The sequence below is a fragment of the Mycobacterium triplex genome (assembly GCF_000689255.1).
GTDB lineage: Bacteria > Actinomycetota > Actinomycetes > Mycobacteriales > Mycobacteriaceae > Mycobacterium > Mycobacterium triplex.
The window spans coordinates 1,868,744-1,886,345 of sequence record NZ_HG964446.1; the positions used below are offsets into that span (position 1 = coordinate 1,868,744).

Below are 17,602 nucleotides of genomic sequence, written 5' to 3' on the forward strand. Positions count from 1 at the left end.
TGTCTACCGAAACTCCTCCTGCGCTCGAAGAACGGAGCTGCGATAGTGATCGCGGGCTCTCGGCACCGTAGTGGACCACAGAATCAAACGGGACAGAGGTGAGGTCGGTTGATGAACATTCGTCTTGGTGGGCTGCGGCTTGCCGTGCCGGTGATGCTCGTCGCGGCGGCCTGCTCTTCGCAACCGACGAACCCTGCCGCTCACGTCGCCACCGCGCCGGCGACGTCCAACGTGACCTTGACGGAGACCGGTTCCAACAACCTCTACCCGCTGATGGACGCGTGGGCTGCGGCGTACCACGCGAAGTACCCCAACGTCACGATCAACGTCGACAGCGACGTGTCGGGCAATGGAATCTCGCAGGCTGCCGACGGCGCGGTCAACATCGGCGCGTCCGGGCTCTACCTGACCGACGGCGACATGTCCGCGCACCCAGGACTGCTGAACATCGCGTTGGCCATCTCGTCGCTGCACGTCAACTACAACGTGCCCGGTGTCGCCGGGCACCTCAAGCTGAACGGAAAAGTGCTGGCGGCCATGTACAAGGGCGCGATCAAGATGTGGAACGACCCGCAGATCGCTGCCCTGAATCCCGGGCAGAACCTGCCGGCGATCCCGGTGCTGCCGCTACACCGCACCGACCCCGGAAGCAACGACACCTTCCTGTTCACCCAGTACCTGTCCAAGCAAGACCCCGACGGGTGGGGCAAGTCGCCCGGCTTCGCCACCGCCGTCGACTTTCCCGCGGTCCCGGGCGCGTCGGGTCAGAACGGAATGGCAGCCGTGGTGGCCGGCTGCGCCCAGAGCCCGGGCTGCGTCGCCTACCTCGGCACCCGCTACCAGGCGGAGGCTGCGCAGAAGGGGCTGGGCGAGGCCGAGTTGGCCAATGCCTCAGGCCATTACGTGCTGCCCGACGCCGAGAGCGTCGAGGCCGAGGCCGCCGGGTCCGCCCCGCAAACCCCGGCGAACCAGGTCATCTCCTTGGTAAACGGACCCGCCGAGGAGGGCTACCCGATCGTCAACTACGAATACGCCATCGTCTACAGCAAGCAGAAGGACCCGGCCGTCGCGCAGACCATCCAGGCCTTCCTGCACTGGGTGTTGACGGACGGCAGCGGCCCCAAATTCCTTGACGCCGTTCACATTTACCTCAGGCCGATCCCGGACGCGGTGCGGACGTTGTCCGACGCCCAGATCGCCAAGATCACCGCCTAGGCGGAGCCGGTAGGTCCGCCGTCGGAGCCGGGGTCGTCCTGCTCGAGTCGTGCTATCGCCTCGTCGATTCCGCTGGTATCACCGCCGATGACGCGGTCGATAAAGCCGGCGGGCTCGTCGAGATCCTCGGCGCCCGGCAGCAGGTCGGGATGTTGCCAGACGCCGTCGCGAGCGTCCATGCCGGCCGCTTCGGTCAGCCGCTGCCACAGCGCGGCGGCTTCCCGTAGCTTGCGCGGGCGCAGCTCCAGACCGACCAGCGTGGCAAACGTCTGCTCGGCCGGACCGCCGCTGGCCCGGCGCCGGCGCAGCGTCTCGCTGAGCGCGGCCGCGCCCGGAATCCGGTCGCCCAGCGCGGCGGTCACCACGACCTGCACCCAGCCCTCGATCAGCGCGAGCAGTGTCTCCAGCCGTTCCAGCGCCTGGGTCTGCGCGGGCGTTGCTTTGGGCTCGAAAACGCCCTGACCGAGCAGGTTTTCGATCGCGGCCGGGTCGGACAGCGAGGCGGGGTTGAAGTCCCGGGCCAGCTCCTCGATCCCGCTCATGTCGATCTTCATGCCCCTGGCGTAGGCCTCGATGGCGCCCAGCAGCTGGCTGGCCAGCCAGGGAACATGGCTGAACAGCCGGTGGTGGGCCGCTTCGCGGGCGGCCAGGAACGTCATGATCTCGCTGCGCGGCTGCTCGAGCCCGGCGGCGAAGGTTTCCACCGCGTCCGGCATGATCGCGGCCACGCCCTTGGGCCCCAGCGGCAAGCCGATGTCGGTCGACGTCAGCACCTCGCGGGACAACCGGCCCAGGGCCTGCCCCAGCTGCGAGCCGAACGCCATGCCGCCCATCTGCGACATCATCGCCATCAGCGGACCGGCCATGCCCTTGGCTTCCTCGGGCAGCGACGACGCCCACACCGTGGAGATCTGTTGGGCCATCGGGTCGCACAGCCGCTTCCAGGTGCTCAGGGTGTTCTCCACCCAGTCGTTGGGGCTCCAGCCGACTGCCTTGGTGGTACCGGCGGGCAGCGCGGTGACGCCGTCGAGCCAGGTGTCGGCGAGGTGGACCGCATCGGCGATCGCCGAGTTCGTCGTGGCCGGGATCGGCGCGACGAAGCCGATCGAGCTGGACGCGACTTGGCGGGCCAGGTCGTAGTTGACGGGTCCCGACGCGGGGCCGCCAGCCGGTCCGGTGCCCGCGTTGCTGAACATCTGACCCAGCTGCGTAAAGATTTGCCCCAGGTCACCCATGCTGAAATCCCCGCTCATGCCGAATGCGCCGAGCGGGTCCGACGGGCCCGAGCCGGACTCGGGCTTCTTCTTCCCGTGCTCGTCGCGCTCGGGGTCTTCTCCGGGGGAGAAGCCGAAAGGCAGGTCAGCCATAACCCCAACGGTACTCACCGCGGGAATAGAAGTTGCCATCCGGCGTCACGCTTGTAGCTGAACGAGCCGCCGCGGTGTCCGGTTAGTGTAAGCGGCGTGAACAGGCGGATTCTGACCTTGGCGGTCGCGCTGGTGCCGATCCTGGTCTTCGGCGTGTTGCTCGCGGTGGTGACGGTGCCGTTCGTCTCACTGGGCCCGGGCCCGACTTTCGACACGCTCGGCGAGGTCGACGGTAAGCAAGTGGTCGCGATCGTGGGCACCCAAACTCACCCGACGACCGGGCATCTCAACATGACGACGGTTTCCCAGCGTGACGAACTGAGCCTGGGAGAGGCCCTCACGCTGTGGTTCTCCGGCCAGGAGCAGCTGGTGCCGCGCGACCTCATCTACCCGCCCGGCAAGTCCCGCGAAGACGTCGACAAGGCCAACAACGCCGACTTCAAAGACTCCGAGGACAGCGCCGCCTATGCCGCCCTGGGCTATCTGAAATACGCGCCCGCCGTCACCGTCGCCACCGTCAGCGACCCCGGTCCGTCGACGGGCAAGCTGAAGTCCGGCGACGCCATCGACGCGGTCAACGGCACCCCGGTCACCACGGTCGAGCAGTTCACCGGATTGCTGAAGAACACCAAACCCGGCCAGTCCGTGACGATCGACTACCGTCGCAAGAACGAGCCGGCCGGCGTCGCGCAAATCACGCTGGGCACGAACAAAGACCGCGACTACGGCTTCCTGGGTGTCGCGGTGCTCGACGCACCGTGGGCGCCGTTTTCGGTGGACTTCAACCTCGCCAATGTGGGTGGGCCGTCGGCCGGGCTGATGTTCAGCCTGGCGGTCATCGACAAGCTCACCACCGGTGATCTGGCCGGTTCGACGTTCATCGCGGGGACCGGCACCATCACGTCCGACGGCAAGGTCGGCCAGATCGGCGGCATCACGCACAAGATGGTTGCCGCCCAGGAGGCCGGCGCCACGGTGTTTCTGGTGCCGGCAAAGAATTGCTACGAGGCGGCCTCGGACAATCCGCACGGCTTGCGCTTGGTGAAGGTCGAGACGCTCGGGCAAGCGGTGGATGCGCTGCACGCGATCCAACAAGGAGGTCAGGCGCCGAGTTGCTAGCCCGCAATTCTGCGTACAGTTGTGACCGTCGAGGTCACATTGATCAGGGAGCGTAGCCAGTGGGGATGCGGCCCACCGCAAGGATGCCGAAGCTGACTCGGCGCAGCCGGATGCTGATTTTGATCGCGCTCGGCGTGATCGCGCTGCTGCTCGCCGGCCCGCGACTCATCGACGCTTACGTCGACTGGTTGTGGTTCGGCGAGCTCGGCTACCGCTCGGTGTTCACCACCGTGCTGATGACCCGCATCGTGGTGTTCCTGATCGCCGGCCTGCTGGTCGGCGGCATCGTGTTCGCCGGGCTCGCGCTGGCCTACCGCACCCGTCCGGTCTTCGTCCCGAGCAACGACAACGACCCGGTGGCGCGCTATCGCACCGTCGTGATGTCCCGGTTGCGGCTGGTGGCCATCGGTATCCCCGCCTCGATCGGACTGCTGGCCGGGATCATCGCGCAGAGCTATTGGGTGCGGATCCAGCTGTTCCTGCACGGCCAAAGCTTCGGGATCAGGGACCCGCAATTCGGTAAGGATCTCGGCTTCTACGCATTCGAGTTGCCGTTCTACCGGCTGGTGCTGAGCTACCTGTTCGTGTCGGTGTTCTTGGCGTTCGTGGCGAACCTGCTGGCGCACTACATCTTCGGTGGCATCCGGCTGTCCGGGCGCACCGGCGCCCTGAGCCGTTCGGCGCGGATCCAGTTGGTCAGCCTGATCGGCACGCTGGTAGTGCTCAAGGCCATCGCCTATTGGCTGGACCGCTACGAGTTGCTGTCGCACACGCGCGGGGGCAAGCCGTTCACCGGTGCCGGCTACACCGACATCAACGCCGTGCTGCCGGCCAAGCTGATCCTGATGGCGATCGCGCTGATCTGCGCCGCCGCGGTCTTTTCCGCGATTGTGCTGAAGGACTTGCGGATTCCGGCGATCGGCCTGGTGTTGTTACTGCTGTCGTCGTTGATCGTGGGCGCCGGCTGGCCGTTGATCGTCGAGCAGATCAGCGTGAGACCCAATGCCGCGCAAAAGGAAAGCGAATACATCGGCCGAAGCATCACGGCGACACGACAAGCGTACGGGCTGACGTCCGACCAGGTGACCTATCGCAATTACAGCGGCGACAGTCAGGCCACCGCCCAGCAGGTCGCGGCCGACCGCGCGACGACCTCGAACATCCGGCTGCTTGACCCGACGATCATCAGCCCGGCGTTCACCCAGTTCCAGCAGGGCAAGAACTTCTACTATTTCCCCGACCAGCTGTCGATCGACCGCTACCTGGACCGCAACGGCGTGCTGCGCGATTACGTGGTCGCGGCCCGAGAACTCAACCCGGACAGGCTGATCGACAACCAGCGTGACTGGATCAACCGGCACACCGTCTACACCCACGGCAACGGATTCATTGCGTCGCCGGCCAACACCGTGCGTGGCATCGCCAACGATCCCACCCAAAACGGCGGCTACCCGGAGTTTCTCGTCAACGTCGTCGGCGCCAACGGCAGCGTGGTGTCCGATGGGCCGGCGCCGCTGGATCAGCCGCGCATCTACTTCGGGCCGGTCATCTCCAACACCTCGGCCGACTACGCGATCGTCGGACGCAACGGCGCGGACCGCGAGTACGACTACGAGACCAACACCGAAACCAAGAACTACACCTATACCGGGCTCGGCGGGGTCCCGATCGGCGATTGGCTGTCCCGCAGCGTGTTCGCGGCCAAGTTCGCCGAGCGAAACTTCCTGTTTTCCAGCGTGATCGGCTCTAACAGCAAGATCCTGTTCAACCGTGATCCGGCTGCTCGGGTGGAGGCGGTGGCTCCGTGGCTGACCACCGACAGCGCGGTGTACCCCGCGATCGTCAACAAGCGCCTGGTGTGGATCATCGACGGCTACACCACGTTGGACAACTACCCGTACTCCGAACTCACGTCGCTGGAGTCCGCGACCGCCGACTCCACCGAGGTGGCGTTCAACAAACTTGGGCCCGACAAGCAGGTGTCCTACATCCGCAACTCGGTGAAGGCCACGGTCGACGCGTACGACGGAACCGTCACGCTGTATCAGCAGGACGAGCAGGATCCGGTGCTGAAGGCCTGGATGCAGGTGTTCCCGGGCACTGTCAAGCCCAAGACCGACATCACCCCCGAGCTCGCCGCGCATCTGCGCTATCCCGAGGACCTGTTCAAGGTGCAGCGCATGCTGCTGGCGAAATATCACGTCAACGACCCGGTGACGTTCTTCTCCACCTCTGACTTCTGGGATGTGCCGCTGGACCCGAATCCGACGGCCAGCAGCTATCAGCCGCCCTATTACATCGTCGCGAAAAACATTGCGAAGAACGACAATACGTCGTCGTATCAGTTGACCAGCGCGATGAACAGGTTCAAACGCGACTATCTGGCCGCCTACATCAGTGCCAGCTCCGATCCCGCGACGTACGGCAAGATCACGGTGCTGACCATCCCGGGTCAGGTAAACGGCCCGAAGCTGGCCAACAACGCGATCACCACCGACCCGGCGGTGTCCCAGGACCTCGGTGTGATCGGGCGGGACAACCAGAACCGAATACGTTGGGGCAACTTGCTGACGCTGCCCGTTGCGCAGGGCGGATTGTTATACGTCGAGCCCGTCTACGCCTCTCCCGGGGCCAGCGACGCCGCCTCGTCGTACCCGCGGTTGATCCGGGTGGCGATGATGTACAACGACAAGATCGGCTACGGCCCCACCGTCGGCGACGCACTCACCGGATTGTTCGGTCCCGGTGCGGGTGCGGCCGCGACGGGAATCGTCCCCACCGATCCCGGTGCGCCCGCGAACCCGCCCGCGGCTCCGCCGGCGCCCCAAGGCGCGCCACCGGGCCCGAACAACCCGCCCACGGCGGTGCCCCCGGCTCCGGATGGGTCTACGACACTGTCACCAGCGAAAGCCGCTGCCCTGCAAGAGATTCAGACAGCCATCAACGCGGCGCGGGATGCCCAGAAGAAGGGCGACTTCGCCGGCTATGGGGCGGCGCTGCAGCGGCTCGACGATGCGATCACCAAGTACAACAACACGAAGTAGCTCGCCGACTCGCCAGATCAGGCGAGGATGCTTCGACGGTAGCCGGTCGGTGTCGTCGCAAGCTGTCGACGCATCACGGTGGCCAAGTGTTGAGAACTGGCGAATCCGCACCGGTGTGCGATCTCGGTGATGCTGTATGACGGGGTGGCCAGCAATTCACAGGCCCGGGTGAGGCGGCGGTTCATCAGCCAGCGGTGCGGTGTTTCGCCCGTTCCCTCGCGAAAAAGCGCCGTCAGGCGGCCTGGTGACAGGCCCACCGCGTCGGCGACCTCGACGACGCCCACGTCGGCCGACAGGTGCGCTTCGAGGTAGTCGATTGCGCGTCGCAGCCGCCAATCACGGTATCGCGAGCCGGTTTTCGTTGCTAGAGCCGTCGACCCGGAAGCACTCGAATGCTGACGCACCAGGCGCACGGCAAGTTGATGGCCGAGCGACTCGACCATCATGCGAGAACACCCGTCGCGCTGTTTCAATTCGCGGACGAGCCCCCGGCAGATCTGCTCCGCCAGTGGATCTCGGGAACACATCGGATCGATCAGGGTGACCGACCGGCCCGCTCTGACCGCGCCACTCTCCACGGCGATCCGCTCGACCATGGCGTGCGGGATATACACGTGCAGATAGCTAAATGGCTGCTCCGAGCGGAAAATCCCTCTCGGTTCCTCACCCGCGACCACCACGTTCATGTGAAACGGCGGGTGCACCCGGCTCCATTTGCGGCGGCCGTTGCCGAAATAGGTGTGGTGGTGGGCTCCGCTTATCGTGATCGAGATCAGGTCCGTGTTCTCGACCGCCGGGCCACGCACTTCATACTCCGACTTGTGTTCGAATCGCCAGATGGCCGCCGACAGGGTGCCGTTCGAAGCCGTCATTCTCGCCGAGGGCGCGAAACCCATTCGGTAGGACACGTTTTCAGGCGTGATGAATGCCGGTGCGTGCTCCGCGCCCGCGCGGCAATCCTCATGTCGCGAAGTCACGCTGCCCATTCTGGGGTTCGGCGCGATTCGGTAGCCGGTGCAGACAGGACAGCTATCCCACAAATTGCGACACCGCACGCGCGACCCTAGTCGGCGCGCGTCTGGTGTACATCACGCACGCCTGCGACACGCCTTCGTCTTTCTCCCGCGATAGACCTGATGCACGGCCACCGCCGTAAGCCTTTGACGTCACAGGAGAATGCGAACTTGCCCGAATCCCACCGTTGCGCAATCGTTCTCGGAGCCAGTATCGCTGGGCTGCTGGCTGCCCGGGTGCTGGCCGAATCCTATGACCAGGTCACCGTCGTCGAGCGAGACACACTGCCCGGCCAACCGGTGCCCCGCCGCGGCGTGCCGCAAGGCGTCATGCCCCACATTCCGGCGGCGCGCGGAATGCGGATCATGGATCGGCTGTTCCCGGGTTTTCTCGACGAGTTGGTTGCCGCCGGCGCACGAGTCTGGGACGACGGCGACTTGTCGCGGCTGTGTGTCACGTTCAGCGGGCACCAATTCCAGCGATCGGGCCGAATTCCCGACCCCGAATCCCTGGCCATGTACTACGTGCACCGAGTGTTTTTGGAGTGGAGCCTGCGTCGTCGGGTGACCGCGATTCCCAACGTGACGATTGTCGACGGCCACGATGCGGTCAGGCTCACATCGACCGTCCGGCGTGACCGGGTGACCGGCGTGGTGGTGGCCCACCGGGCCTCCGGCACCGAGACATCGTTGAACGCCGATCTTGTCGTGGACGCCACCGGGCGAGGTTCGCGCACACCGGTGTTTCTCGAACAGCTCGGCTTTCGTCGCCCGCGGGAAGACGAACTGACCGTGCACGTCACCTACGCCGGGTTGCCGGTCCGCCTGCCCGCGGGCGCGTTGCGCGAATTCATCGCGTTCGCCGCGCCCCAGCCCAGCCGGCCGCGCGGGTACGCGATGTTCGCCGGCCAGGACGACACGTACATGCTCGCGGTTCAGACGGTGGCCGGACAGCGGGCGCCGTCCGATCACGCGGCACTGCTGGGCTGCCTGAGCGAGCTGGCGCCCGCGCACGTGCTGGCGGCCGCCCGGCGCGCCGAACCGCTCGCGGACGTCACCCAATATCGGTTTCCCTCCAACCGTTGGCGCCGCTATGACAAATTGGCTCGGATGCCCGCCGGGCTCATCGTCATCGGCGACGCACTGTGCAACTTCAATCCGCTTTACGGGCAAGGCATGTCCGTCGCAGCGATCGAGGCGCTCGTCCTGCGGGACTGCCTATCGCGAGGCGATCGAGGGCTGCAGCGGCGGTTTTTTCGCAACTGCACCAAGGAGATTCGCGTGGCTTGGCGTTCGGCCGTGAGTTCGGATTTGGCGTTACCCCAGATCGCGGGCAAGCGACCGGCCACCATGAGGGTGGCCAATGCCTACCTGGAACGGGTGTTCGCCGCGGCCGAGACCGAGCCCGCCCTTGTCCAGCAGTTCTTACGCTCACTCAACATGATTGACCCGCCATCTCGGCTGCTGAGGCCCTCGATCGTGGCCCGGGTGGTCAAAGGGACGCGCGCCGCACGCGGACGGATACCGGCGGCGGTCATCACAGACCGCCAGGAGGTGAACACGTGAAGGTCGGCCTGATCGAACAACCGCTGCACACCCGTTACTCGCCGACGGCATTGGTGAGCCTCGGTTATCTCACCGCGGTCGGCACCGGGATGGACTCGTACTGGTTGCCCGACCACATCAACTCACTGTTTCCTCCGGCAGTGATGACCGCGAAATACGTCGGAAGTGCGCGGCTGGCGCCCAATATCGACGCGCACTACGATCCCTGGACGGTGCTGGGTCATCTGGTCGCCCGAAACCGGTTGGGAAAGCGGCGGCTTGGGATTGGGGTGACGGACGCCAGCCGGCGCAATCCCGCCGTCACCGCCCAAGCAGCGGCCACGTTGCATCTGATGACCCGGGGACGAGCGATCCTCGGAATCGGAACGGGCGCCCGCGCAAGCAACGAACCATATGGCGTGGATTGGTCAAAGCCGGTGGCGCGCTTCGAAGAAGCCCTGGCGACAATTCGCGCGCTGTGGAACTCCGGCGGTGAACTCGTCACCCGCGACTCGCCCTTCTTCCCACTGCGCAACGCCGCGTTCGGATTGCCGCCTCACCGCGGGACGTGGCCGGATGTCTGGATCGCCGCGCACGGGCCGCGCATGTTGCGGGCCACCGGGCGGTATGCGGATGGATGGTTTCCCGCCTCCTTCACCCACCGGCCGAAGGACTACGCCGCCGGCCTGGCGACGGTCCGGACCGCGGCCTGCGACGCCGGGCGCGATCCGATGTCAATCACCGCCGCGGGCTTGTTCTTCGTCATGACCGGTCACAGCCACGACCACATCGACGAAGCGTTGGACTCGCCTCCGATGAGAGCGTTCGCGCTCAACGCGCCCGCACGGTTGTGGGCTACCCACGGAGCGAATCATCCGCTTGGCGACGACTTCACCGGGGCCCAGGACATCATCCCGCAGACGCTGGACGAACGTGCCGTGGTGTCGCTGACCGCCGACGTACCGTCATCGCTGCTGCGCCAGATGCTCCTTACCGGTACACCCGCTGACATCATCGACCAGGTGGCCGAATGGCGCGATCAAGGCTTGCAGTATCCGGTGATCGGCAATCTCAGCGGCGTGCAACACAGCCTCGGCCGCGGCCTGGCCGCAAGCGTCCCGTTCGCCAGAGTCCTTCGCGGACTGCGCAAGTTGTGAGCCGGCCTACCATGGTGCAACCCCCGACGTATGTGCTGGTACCCGGTGCCTGGCAGGCGGCCTGGTCCTGGCGCCCGGTAGCCAAACGGCTTCGCGCTGTGGGTCATCGGACGATCGGGATGACGCTTCCGGGATTGCGCGACGGCGACGACCCGGCGGGCTACCGACTGCGGGACGCGGTCGACTACATCGTCGAAAAGGTGCGCGACCTCGACAATGTTGTCCTGGTCGCGCACAGCTGGGGCGGCTATCCCGCTACGGGCGCAGCACATCTACTCAAGGACACCGTGCATAAGGTGGTCTACTTCAACGCCCATGTCCCTGATCGGGGTAGGTCGCTGGTAGACGAAAACCCAACCGAGAAACAGGAATTGATCTTACGACTGATCGATGAATCACCCGGCGGCGCGATTGCACCGACCCTGGCGTATGTGGAGCGGGAATTGATGCAAGGCGTCGCCCCCCAACTTCAGCAGTTGGTGGCTGAGCTGCAGACAGCTCAGCCAGGTCGTTACTTCATCGACGCCCTCGACATCGAGGCGGACGGTCTCGACGTTCCCACTGCCTACATCGCCAGCGACAGTGATCGCGCGTTGCCCAGGCCCGCTGCGGAATTCGCCGGGCGGCTCGGTGTCCGGCCCGCGGTCGTACCGGGCACCCACAACTGCATTCTGACCCACCCCGACGAAGCGGCGGCGGCGATCTTGTCGGCCTGATTCAGGCGCAGGCCGTGCGGAACCGATCCCGGTAAGCTTTCGGGCTGATGCCGAGGTGATTGACGAATACCCGGCGCAGCGTTTCGGCGCTACCGAAGCCCGCGAGATGCGCTGTTTCCGTGACGGTCCGGCCCGCTTCGAGCCCGGCGCGGGCGAAGTCGACCCGAACCAACTCGACGTAGCGCGCCGGTGTCATTCCCAGCTCGGACTGGAACAGCCGGGTCAGTTGTCGGGTGCTCAACGACGCCTTGGCCGCGAGCTTGGACACGCTGTGATCACGAGCGGGATCGGCCGCGATCGCATCGGTGACCGAGCGCAGCGGCGAGTCTGCCGGGGGATCGGCCTCGACCAACACCGAGAACTGTGATTGGCCGCCCGCGCGTTTGAGATAAACGACCAACCACCGGGCCACGTCCCGGACCAGCTCTGTCCCGTAATCCATTTCGACCAACGCCAGCGCCAGGTCGATGCCCGACGAAACCCCGGCGGAGGTGAAGACGTCGCCGTCCCGGACGAAGATCGCGTCCGGCTCGACGGTGACATCCCCGAACGCCCGGGCCAATCGCCGGGTTTCGTGCCAGTGCGTGGTGGCGCGCCGGCCGCTGAGCAGGCCGGCCTGCGCGAGGATGAACGACCCCGTGCAGATGGACGCCAGACGTCTTGTCCGTGCGCCCAGCGATCTGACGGCCCCGACCAGTGCGGGATCAATCGCTTGCCGGGGCAGATTGTCGCTGCCGGCGACCATCACGGTATCGGCGGAGCCGATTGCCGAAAGGGAGTCGGTGACGCCCAATCGCGTCCCGATCGAGCTGGTCACGTCGTTGCCGTCCAGCGAGGCGATCTTGAGCTGGTAGTCGGCGCCGAACCGGTTGGCCTCGACGAACACTTCGCCGGCCCCCGCGACATCCAACAGCGTCACCCCGTCGAAGACGACGATTACCACCACTTTCGAACGCGCTCCGGCTTCGGCCACCAAACCATTGTGTCGCTTTCTGTGGAGAAGACGTCGGGAACGACAAGGGTCGGTCTGCCCGAACCCCCGCAAACTGACAACCAACACCAACGAGGAGGTCAGACGATGGATATTCAACTTGTGGACACCATTGCCGGCATCGCGATACCCGACACTGAACTGGTGCGCGAAATCACGGCGCACGTCCGCGAGGCCGAAGACGACTTGCTTTTCGACCACTCCCGCCGGGTGTTCCTGTTCGGTGCCCTGCAGGGACGTCGGCGCGGACTGGAACCCAACCTGGAGCTGCTCTACGCCGGGGCGATGTTCCACGACATCGGCCTCACCGAGCGCTACCGCAGCTCGATGTTGCGCTTCGAGGTCGACGGCGCCAACGCGGCACGGGAGTTCCTGCTGGAGCACGACGTCGATCGGGCCGACGCCGACAAGGTGTGGTTGAGCATCGCGTTGCACACGACTCCCGGCATCCCCGAATTCCTGGCGCCCGAAGTCGCCTTGGTGACCGCCGGTGTCGAAACCGACGTGCTGGGCATCGAGCGCGACGAGCTGTCTCCCGAGGCTCTGGACGCGGTCACCGCGGCTCATCCGCGCCCGAATTTCAAGCAGCGCATCCTGACCGCGTTCAACGACGGAATGAAGCACCGCCCGCACAGCACCTTCGGCACGGTCAACGACGACGTGCTCGCGCACTTCGACCCGGCATTCGCCCGCGACAACTTCGTCGACGTCATCCTGTCCAACAGCTGGCCCGAGTAGATTTGCGGCGCAAGGGTTTACCGAGGAAGGTGAGTGAGATGAACCAAATCGGTGTGACGGTGGTGCAGCCGGGGGAGGGCGAGGTCGTCGCGCTCCCGGGTTTCGGGGCGGTGTTCAAACTGTCCGGCAAGACCAACGGCGGGGAGGTGTCCATCGTCGAGCACCCATTCGAGGTCGGGCTGCTCACCGCGGCGCACCGGCACACCCGCGAGGACGAGCACTCGATCGTGCTGGCGGGTGAGATCGGCTTCCGCTCCGACGACAGCGAGGTGGTGCTCGGCCCCGGTGGCTACATCACCAAGCCGCGCGGGCAGATGCACGCCATGTGGAACGCCGGCAGCGAGCCGGGCCGCATCGTCGAGATCATCACTCCGGGCGGGTTCGAGAACTACTTCCGGGAACTCGGTGAGCTGCTCGTCGAGCACGCCGACGACTCGGCGGGTAAGCCCCTGCACGAGCTGCCCGAGTTCGGCGAACTCGCCGACAAGTACGGGCTGACCTACGGGGCGCCGGCCTGGATGGACGACATCGCGCGGCGATACGGGCTGAACCCGCCTTCGCACTGAGCGACGCCGTCACCCCCGCTGAGCCCGCGATTTGGTCGCCTCGACACCGGTTCGGTAACCTTGCATTTACCGACGCGGGGTGGAGCAGCTCGGTAGCTCGCTGGGCTCATAACCCAGAGGTCGCAGGTTCGAATCCTGTCCCCGCTACCAAGCGAGACGGCCCCCGGAGATCCTTCCGGGGGCCGTTTTCGTGCCGCGCGCACCGGTATCCGGAAACAGTAGCCAGGTTTGCTAGTTAACTTGGATGAGCATTCGCGCGGCGCGGTCGTCTCCCTTTTTCAGTGACGATTTAGGGAATCCCGGCTCTGCGGCGTTTTGGGGACGTTTGCCGAAACATGGGTTTGCGCGGAAAGTCACTGCCAAGCGGGCTCATAGCGGTCGGGTGGGGGCCTTGCTCTGCGCCCTGCCGGGGACAGGTGTGATCCAAACTCACGGTTCTCCCGGATGGTGCGATGCTGTATCAGCTACGCCGCTGGGTGCCAGGAAAATTCATGACTACTCATCGAATTGTGCTCGGAAACGGGTGGTGATCTACTCGCTAGAACCCGGCACTTTCGGGGGCCGTTTTCGTGCCGGTTATCGGGGCAGCACGGCCTCGATAGCGCTGATGACCTCGGGGGCGTCGGGCTCGGTACGCGGCCGGAACCGGTTGACCACCTCACCGTCGGCGGAGAGCAGGAACTTCTCGAAGTTCCACTGGATGTCGCCAGCGCCGCCGTCGGCATCGGCGGCCTTGGTCAGCTCGGCGTACAGCGGGTGGCGGTCGTCGCCGTTGACGTCGGTCTTCGCCAGCAACGGGAACGTCACCCCATAGGTCGTCGAGCAGAACTCCTGGATCTCATCGGCCGTGCCCGGCTCCTGGCCCATGAACTGGTTGCACGGCACGCCGACGACCGTCAGGCCCCGGTCGCCGTAGTCCTTGGCCAGTTTCTCCAAGGCCGTGTACTGCGGCGTCAGCCCGCATTTGGAAGCTACGTTCACCACGAGCGTTGCGCCGTCGGACAATTCGGCCAGTGTGGTCGGTTGGCCGTCGAGCGTGGTCAGGGCGATGTCTTTGAGGGTCACGCCGATGACGCTAACGCACCGAACCGATTCAGGGCTACGCCTGTTCGCCGCCGTCGGAAGTGGGTACCCGACGCGATAACGCGGCAGCGTTTAATTCCTGGTCACCAATCGAAGGCGGGATCGAATGGCTACTCAAGAGGGGAGCCGGTGGGACGTCAGCATCAAGAGCAACGCGGTTTGCCTTGAGCGCATCTCTGACGACGAAGACCAAGTGTTCGAAGATTCGCTGGCATCCGACGAGGCCCGAAAGCTGGCGGGGCTCCTGACGAAGTTCGCCGACAAGCTCGACGAGTCCGACGAATCCGAAGAGTCCGGCGAATCCGAAGACACCGGGGACGCCGACAAGTCCGAGGACTAGTGTCGTGAGTCGTTAATCCGCGATTGGAAGGCTACGTCGAGCGTGGGTGATATGCACGCAATTCCAGCACTTTTCGTGCATATCACCCACGTTCGGCGAGCCAAAGCAACGTGCGATGAAAATTATTGGCTCACGGCACTAGACCCCGGCGGGTAGCTGCCGAGACAACGTCGGCGCGGCGCACTCAGTTGCCGTCTATATGCTCGGCAGCGCTATGAACGACGCGCCGTCGGCAACCATCGGGCAATCGGGCGTGGGTGAGGCCGACCACCCCGACAAGCTGGACGCCAGGCTGCTCCGGATCGGCGCGGTATGCGGGCTGGGCGCCCTGATGGGGTTTCTGGACGCGACCGCGGTCGCCGTCGCCCAGCGCACCTTCGTCGCCGAATTCGGATCCACTCCGGCCGTCGTCTCGTGGACGATCGCGGGCTACCTGCTCGCGTTCGCGGCCGTCGTCCCGGTAACCGGCTGGGCAGTCGACCGGTCCGGCACCAAACGGCTGTTCATATTCGCGGTCACCGTCTTCACGGTGGCTTCGTTGCTGTGCACAATCGCACCGAATATCTTGCTGCTCATCACTTTTCGGGTACTTCAAGGAATCGGTGGCGGCATCTTGTCGCCGCTGAGTTTCGTGATCGTGACACGGGAGGCAGGCCCCAAGCGGCTCGGCCGCCTGGTCGCGGTGGGGGCGGTTCCCTTCCTGCTCGGCCCTATCGGTGGGCCGATCCTGGGTGGGTGGCTGATCGGCACCTACGGCTGGAAGTGGATATTCCTGATCAACCTGCCGATCGGCCTGGCCACTGTCGCGCTTGCGGCGATCATGTTTCCGAAGGATCGTCCGGCGCCGTCGGAGGCACTCGACGTCGTCGGCGTGCTGCTGCTCTCACCCGGCGTCGCGACATTGCTGGCCGGGGTCTCGTCCATTCCCGAGCATCCGACCCTCGCCGATCCCCACGTGTTCATGCCGATAGCGATCGGCCTGACATTGATCGTTGCCTTCGCCGTTCACGCCTGGCGCCGCACCGAGCACCCGCTCGTCGACCTGAGACTGTTCGCCAACCCGGTGGTCTCGTTGGCCAACGTGACGCTGCTGCTGTTCGCCGCCACCTACGTCGGCGTCTTGCTCGTGGTTCCAAGCTATTTCCAGGTCGCGCTGCACCAGACGCCGATGCAGTCGGGGCTGCACCTGATCGCGATGGGAGTCGGCGTCGTCGTGGCCACGCCCTTGTCCGGGGCGGTCATGGACAAATTCGGGCCCGGCAGGATGGTGCTGATCGGCTTCCCGCTGCTGGCGACGGGGCTGGGCATCTTCACGATCGGGGTCGCCCACCAGGCCGACTATTCGCCGACGCTGTTGGCCGGCCTGCTGGTCATGGGCCTGGGAATCGGCTGCGCCGCCACGCCGCTGTCCGCCGGGTGCGTGCAGTCGTTGGCGCCGCATCAGATCGCGCGGGCCACCACCCTGCTGGGCATCACCGACCAGTTAGGTGGCGCCATTGGCGCCGCGTTGATGGCCGTCCTGCTGACCGATCAGCTCAATCGCCAGAACGACCTGGGCACCGCATACACGGCGGTGTTTGTGGTGGCCGCCGCGCTGGCGGCGGGCACGATCGTCCCCGCGGCCTTCCTGCCGAAGAAGCCGGTCGTTGTTGCCGCCCCGGCCCGTTCGCAAACTTAGGGAAGCCTAAGGTAAGCTTCCGTGCTTGTGGATGGTGCTCTGAGGAGTGCCGTCGTGGCCGGGGCGAACAGTGAGTGGGTTTTGCGTCATGCGCGTGGTGTTTTTTGGGTTCCAGACGTGGGGCTACAAGACCCTTCAGGCGCTGATCGATCTCGAGCACGAAGTCGTACTCGCCGTGACCCACCCCGCCAGCAGCGAATCCTACAAGGCGATCTGGTCGGCGCCGGTCGACCAACTTGCCCGCGACCACGGCATCCCGGTGCACTTCGCCGAGCACGTTGACGCCGAAATCATCGATTTGGTCAGTCACTTCGAGCCCGACGTCATCGTCGTCAACAGCTGGTACCACCGGATGCCGGCGGAGCTGTATGACCTTCCACCGCACGGCACCTTGAACTTTCACGATTCGCTGCTGCCGAAACTCACCGGGTTTTCCCCGGTGCTGTGGGCACTGATCAGCGGGGAGTCCGAGTTCGGCCTGACTGTGCACCGGATGGACGACGGTCTGGACACCGGCGACATCCTGGTCCAGCGCTCGCTGCCGATCGGACCGACCGACACCGGCACCGAACTGGTGATGCGGGGCATGGACCTGATTCCGGGAGCCCTGGACGAAGCGTTGACCGCGCTGGAGTCGGGCACCGCCGTCTTTCGGCCCCAGAACAAGGCGGAACGGACGTACTTCCACAAGCGTTCGGAACGCGACAGTTTGATCGACTGGAGTTGGCCGGCAGCGGATCTCGAGCGGTTTGTGCGCGCGCTGTCCGACCCCTATCCCCGTGCTTTCACCTACTACCGCGGAGAGCGAATCGAGGTTCTCGAGGCGCGTGTCTCGAGCGCCCGGTACGGCGGTACGCCGGGCCGGGTGATGGTGCAGGAGGAAGGCGGTGTGGTGGCGTGCGGGCCGGACGTGCGTCGAGGGGGCAACCGCGGCTTGCTGATCACTCGTGTCCGTTCCTCGGACGGGGTCGAATGCTCTGGGGAGAAATACTTTCGGCGTGGGGGCTACCTGGATAGCCACCCATAGTGT

Annotated in this window: 15 protein-coding genes and 1 tRNA gene; 12 read left to right on the plus strand and 4 right to left on the minus strand. The window is 65.4% G+C overall.

Going from position 1 to position 17,602, the window contains the following annotated elements; translation table 11 throughout:
* Positions 1-111: 111 nt before the first annotated feature.
* A complete protein-coding gene (pstS, locus tag BN973_RS08750; RefSeq protein ID WP_036467397.1) occupies positions 112-1,215 on the plus strand; it encodes a phosphate ABC transporter substrate-binding protein PstS in 1,104 nt (367 codons plus the stop codon).
* On the opposite strand, the gene BN973_RS08755 is transcribed toward pstS, so the two are convergent.
* Entirely contained in the window at positions 1,212-2,600 is a 1,389-nt protein-coding gene (locus tag BN973_RS08755) for a zinc-dependent metalloprotease (protein ID WP_139830188.1), read from the minus strand. The two genes, pstS and BN973_RS08755, sit on opposite strands and share 4 nt — an antisense overlap.
* 78 nt (positions 2,601-2,678) lie before the next feature.
* Here BN973_RS08755 and BN973_RS08760 point away from each other — a divergent pair, with 78 nt between their 5' ends.
* Both BN973_RS08760 and BN973_RS08765 read left to right on the plus strand, forming a co-directional pair.
* Complete coding sequence (locus tag BN973_RS08760; RefSeq protein WP_036467402.1) at positions 2,679-3,701, plus strand: YlbL family protein; 1,023 nt, start codon at positions 2,679-2,681, stop codon at positions 3,699-3,701.
* A gap of 59 nt (positions 3,702-3,760) precedes the next feature.
* On the plus strand, positions 3,761-6,745 hold the full coding sequence (locus tag BN973_RS08765; RefSeq protein WP_036467404.1) for a UPF0182 family protein: 2,985 nt from the start codon (positions 3,761-3,763) through the stop codon (positions 6,743-6,745).
* 17 nt (positions 6,746-6,762) lie between these two features.
* Here the strand turns inward: BN973_RS08765 and BN973_RS08770 are convergent, their stop codons facing one another.
* The gene (locus BN973_RS08770) at positions 6,763-7,731 is read right to left on the minus strand and encodes a helix-turn-helix domain-containing protein (RefSeq protein ID WP_051641181.1); all 969 of its coding nucleotides are present in this window, start codon (positions 7,729-7,731) and stop codon (positions 6,763-6,765) included.
* A 198-nt stretch (positions 7,732-7,929) separates the two neighbouring features.
* On the opposite strand from BN973_RS08770, the gene BN973_RS08775 reads away from it, so the two are divergent.
* The 3 genes from BN973_RS08775 to BN973_RS08785 are packed head-to-tail and all read left to right on the plus strand — an operon-like array spanning position 7,930 to position 11,176.
* Positions 7,930-9,324, plus strand: coding sequence for an FAD-dependent oxidoreductase (locus tag BN973_RS08775; RefSeq protein WP_036472189.1), 1,395 nt, complete (start codon positions 7,930-7,932; stop codon positions 9,322-9,324).
* Positions 9,321-10,460 (plus strand): LLM class flavin-dependent oxidoreductase, encoded by a 1,140-nt coding sequence (locus tag BN973_RS08780; RefSeq protein WP_036467406.1) that lies wholly within the window; start codon positions 9,321-9,323, stop codon positions 10,458-10,460. The genes BN973_RS08775 and BN973_RS08780 overlap by 4 nt, the downstream gene beginning before the upstream one ends.
* A gap of 11 nt (positions 10,461-10,471) precedes the next feature.
* Positions 10,472-11,176, plus strand: coding sequence for an alpha/beta fold hydrolase (locus tag BN973_RS08785; protein ID WP_036467409.1), 705 nt, complete (start codon positions 10,472-10,474; stop codon positions 11,174-11,176).
* A 1-nt stretch (position 11,177) separates the two neighbouring features.
* Here BN973_RS08785 and BN973_RS08790 read toward each other — a convergent pair whose 3' ends face one another.
* Positions 11,178-12,149 (minus strand): GlxA family transcriptional regulator, encoded by a 972-nt coding sequence (locus BN973_RS08790; protein ID WP_232232044.1) that lies wholly within the window; start codon positions 12,147-12,149, stop codon positions 11,178-11,180.
* A gap of 120 nt (positions 12,150-12,269) precedes the next feature.
* Between BN973_RS08790 and BN973_RS08795 the strand changes: the two genes are divergently transcribed.
* The 3 genes from BN973_RS08795 to BN973_RS08805 all read left to right on the plus strand — a co-directional run bounded on the left by BN973_RS08795 (position 12,270) and on the right by BN973_RS08805 (position 13,621).
* Complete coding sequence (locus BN973_RS08795; RefSeq protein ID WP_198048982.1) at positions 12,270-12,905, plus strand: HD domain-containing protein; 636 nt, start codon at positions 12,270-12,272, stop codon at positions 12,903-12,905.
* Positions 12,906-12,943: 38 nt separating this feature from the next.
* Positions 12,944-13,471 carry a cupin domain-containing protein gene (locus BN973_RS08800; protein ID WP_036467415.1) on the plus strand — a complete coding sequence of 176 codons (528 nt, stop codon included), beginning with the start codon at positions 12,944-12,946 and terminating at the stop codon, positions 13,469-13,471.
* A gap of 73 nt (positions 13,472-13,544) precedes the next feature.
* A tRNA-Met gene (locus BN973_RS08805) sits at positions 13,545-13,621 on the plus strand.
* Positions 13,622-14,047: 426 nt separating this feature from the next.
* On the opposite strand, the gene BN973_RS08810 is transcribed toward BN973_RS08805, so the two are convergent.
* Positions 14,048-14,536: a glutathione peroxidase gene (locus BN973_RS08810; RefSeq protein WP_036467417.1), complete on the minus strand. Its 489-nt coding sequence runs from the start codon at positions 14,534-14,536 to the stop codon at positions 14,048-14,050.
* Positions 14,537-14,660: 124 nt separating this feature from the next.
* Here BN973_RS08810 and BN973_RS08815 point away from each other — a divergent pair, with 124 nt between their 5' ends.
* From BN973_RS08815 to BN973_RS08825, 3 genes are all read left to right on the plus strand, one after another.
* Positions 14,661-14,894, plus strand: coding sequence for a hypothetical protein (locus BN973_RS08815; RefSeq protein WP_036467419.1), 234 nt, complete (start codon positions 14,661-14,663; stop codon positions 14,892-14,894).
* A 199-nt stretch (positions 14,895-15,093) separates the two neighbouring features.
* Positions 15,094-16,572, plus strand: a complete 1,479-nt coding sequence (locus BN973_RS08820) for a DHA2 family efflux MFS transporter permease subunit (protein ID WP_036467421.1) — start codon at positions 15,094-15,096, stop codon at positions 16,570-16,572.
* Between the two features lie 88 nt (positions 16,573-16,660).
* The gene (locus BN973_RS08825) at positions 16,661-17,599 is read left to right on the plus strand and encodes a methionyl-tRNA formyltransferase (protein ID WP_036467424.1); all 939 of its coding nucleotides are present in this window, start codon (positions 16,661-16,663) and stop codon (positions 17,597-17,599) included.
* Positions 17,600-17,602 lie beyond the last annotated feature (3 nt).

Excerpts from the sequence above, each read along its gene's own strand:
- pstS (WP_036467397.1), top strand. The coding sequence starts at position 112 with ATGAACATTCGTCTTGGTGGGCTGCGGCTTGCCGTGCCGGTGATGCTC.
- BN973_RS08770 (WP_051641181.1), bottom strand. The coding sequence starts at position 7,731 with ATGGGCAGCGTGACTTCGCGACATGAGGATTGCCGCGCGGGCGCGGAG.
- BN973_RS08785 (WP_036467409.1), top strand. The coding sequence starts at position 10,472 with ATGGTGCAACCCCCGACGTATGTGCTGGTACCCGGTGCCTGGCAGGCG.
- BN973_RS08800 (WP_036467415.1), top strand. The coding sequence starts at position 12,944 with ATGAACCAAATCGGTGTGACGGTGGTGCAGCCGGGGGAGGGCGAGGTC.
- BN973_RS08815 (WP_036467419.1), top strand. The coding sequence starts at position 14,661 with ATGGCTACTCAAGAGGGGAGCCGGTGGGACGTCAGCATCAAGAGCAAC.
- BN973_RS08820 (WP_036467421.1), top strand. The coding sequence starts at position 15,094 with ATGCTCGGCAGCGCTATGAACGACGCGCCGTCGGCAACCATCGGGCAA.
- BN973_RS08825 (WP_036467424.1), top strand. The coding sequence starts at position 16,661 with ATGCGCGTGGTGTTTTTTGGGTTCCAGACGTGGGGCTACAAGACCCTT.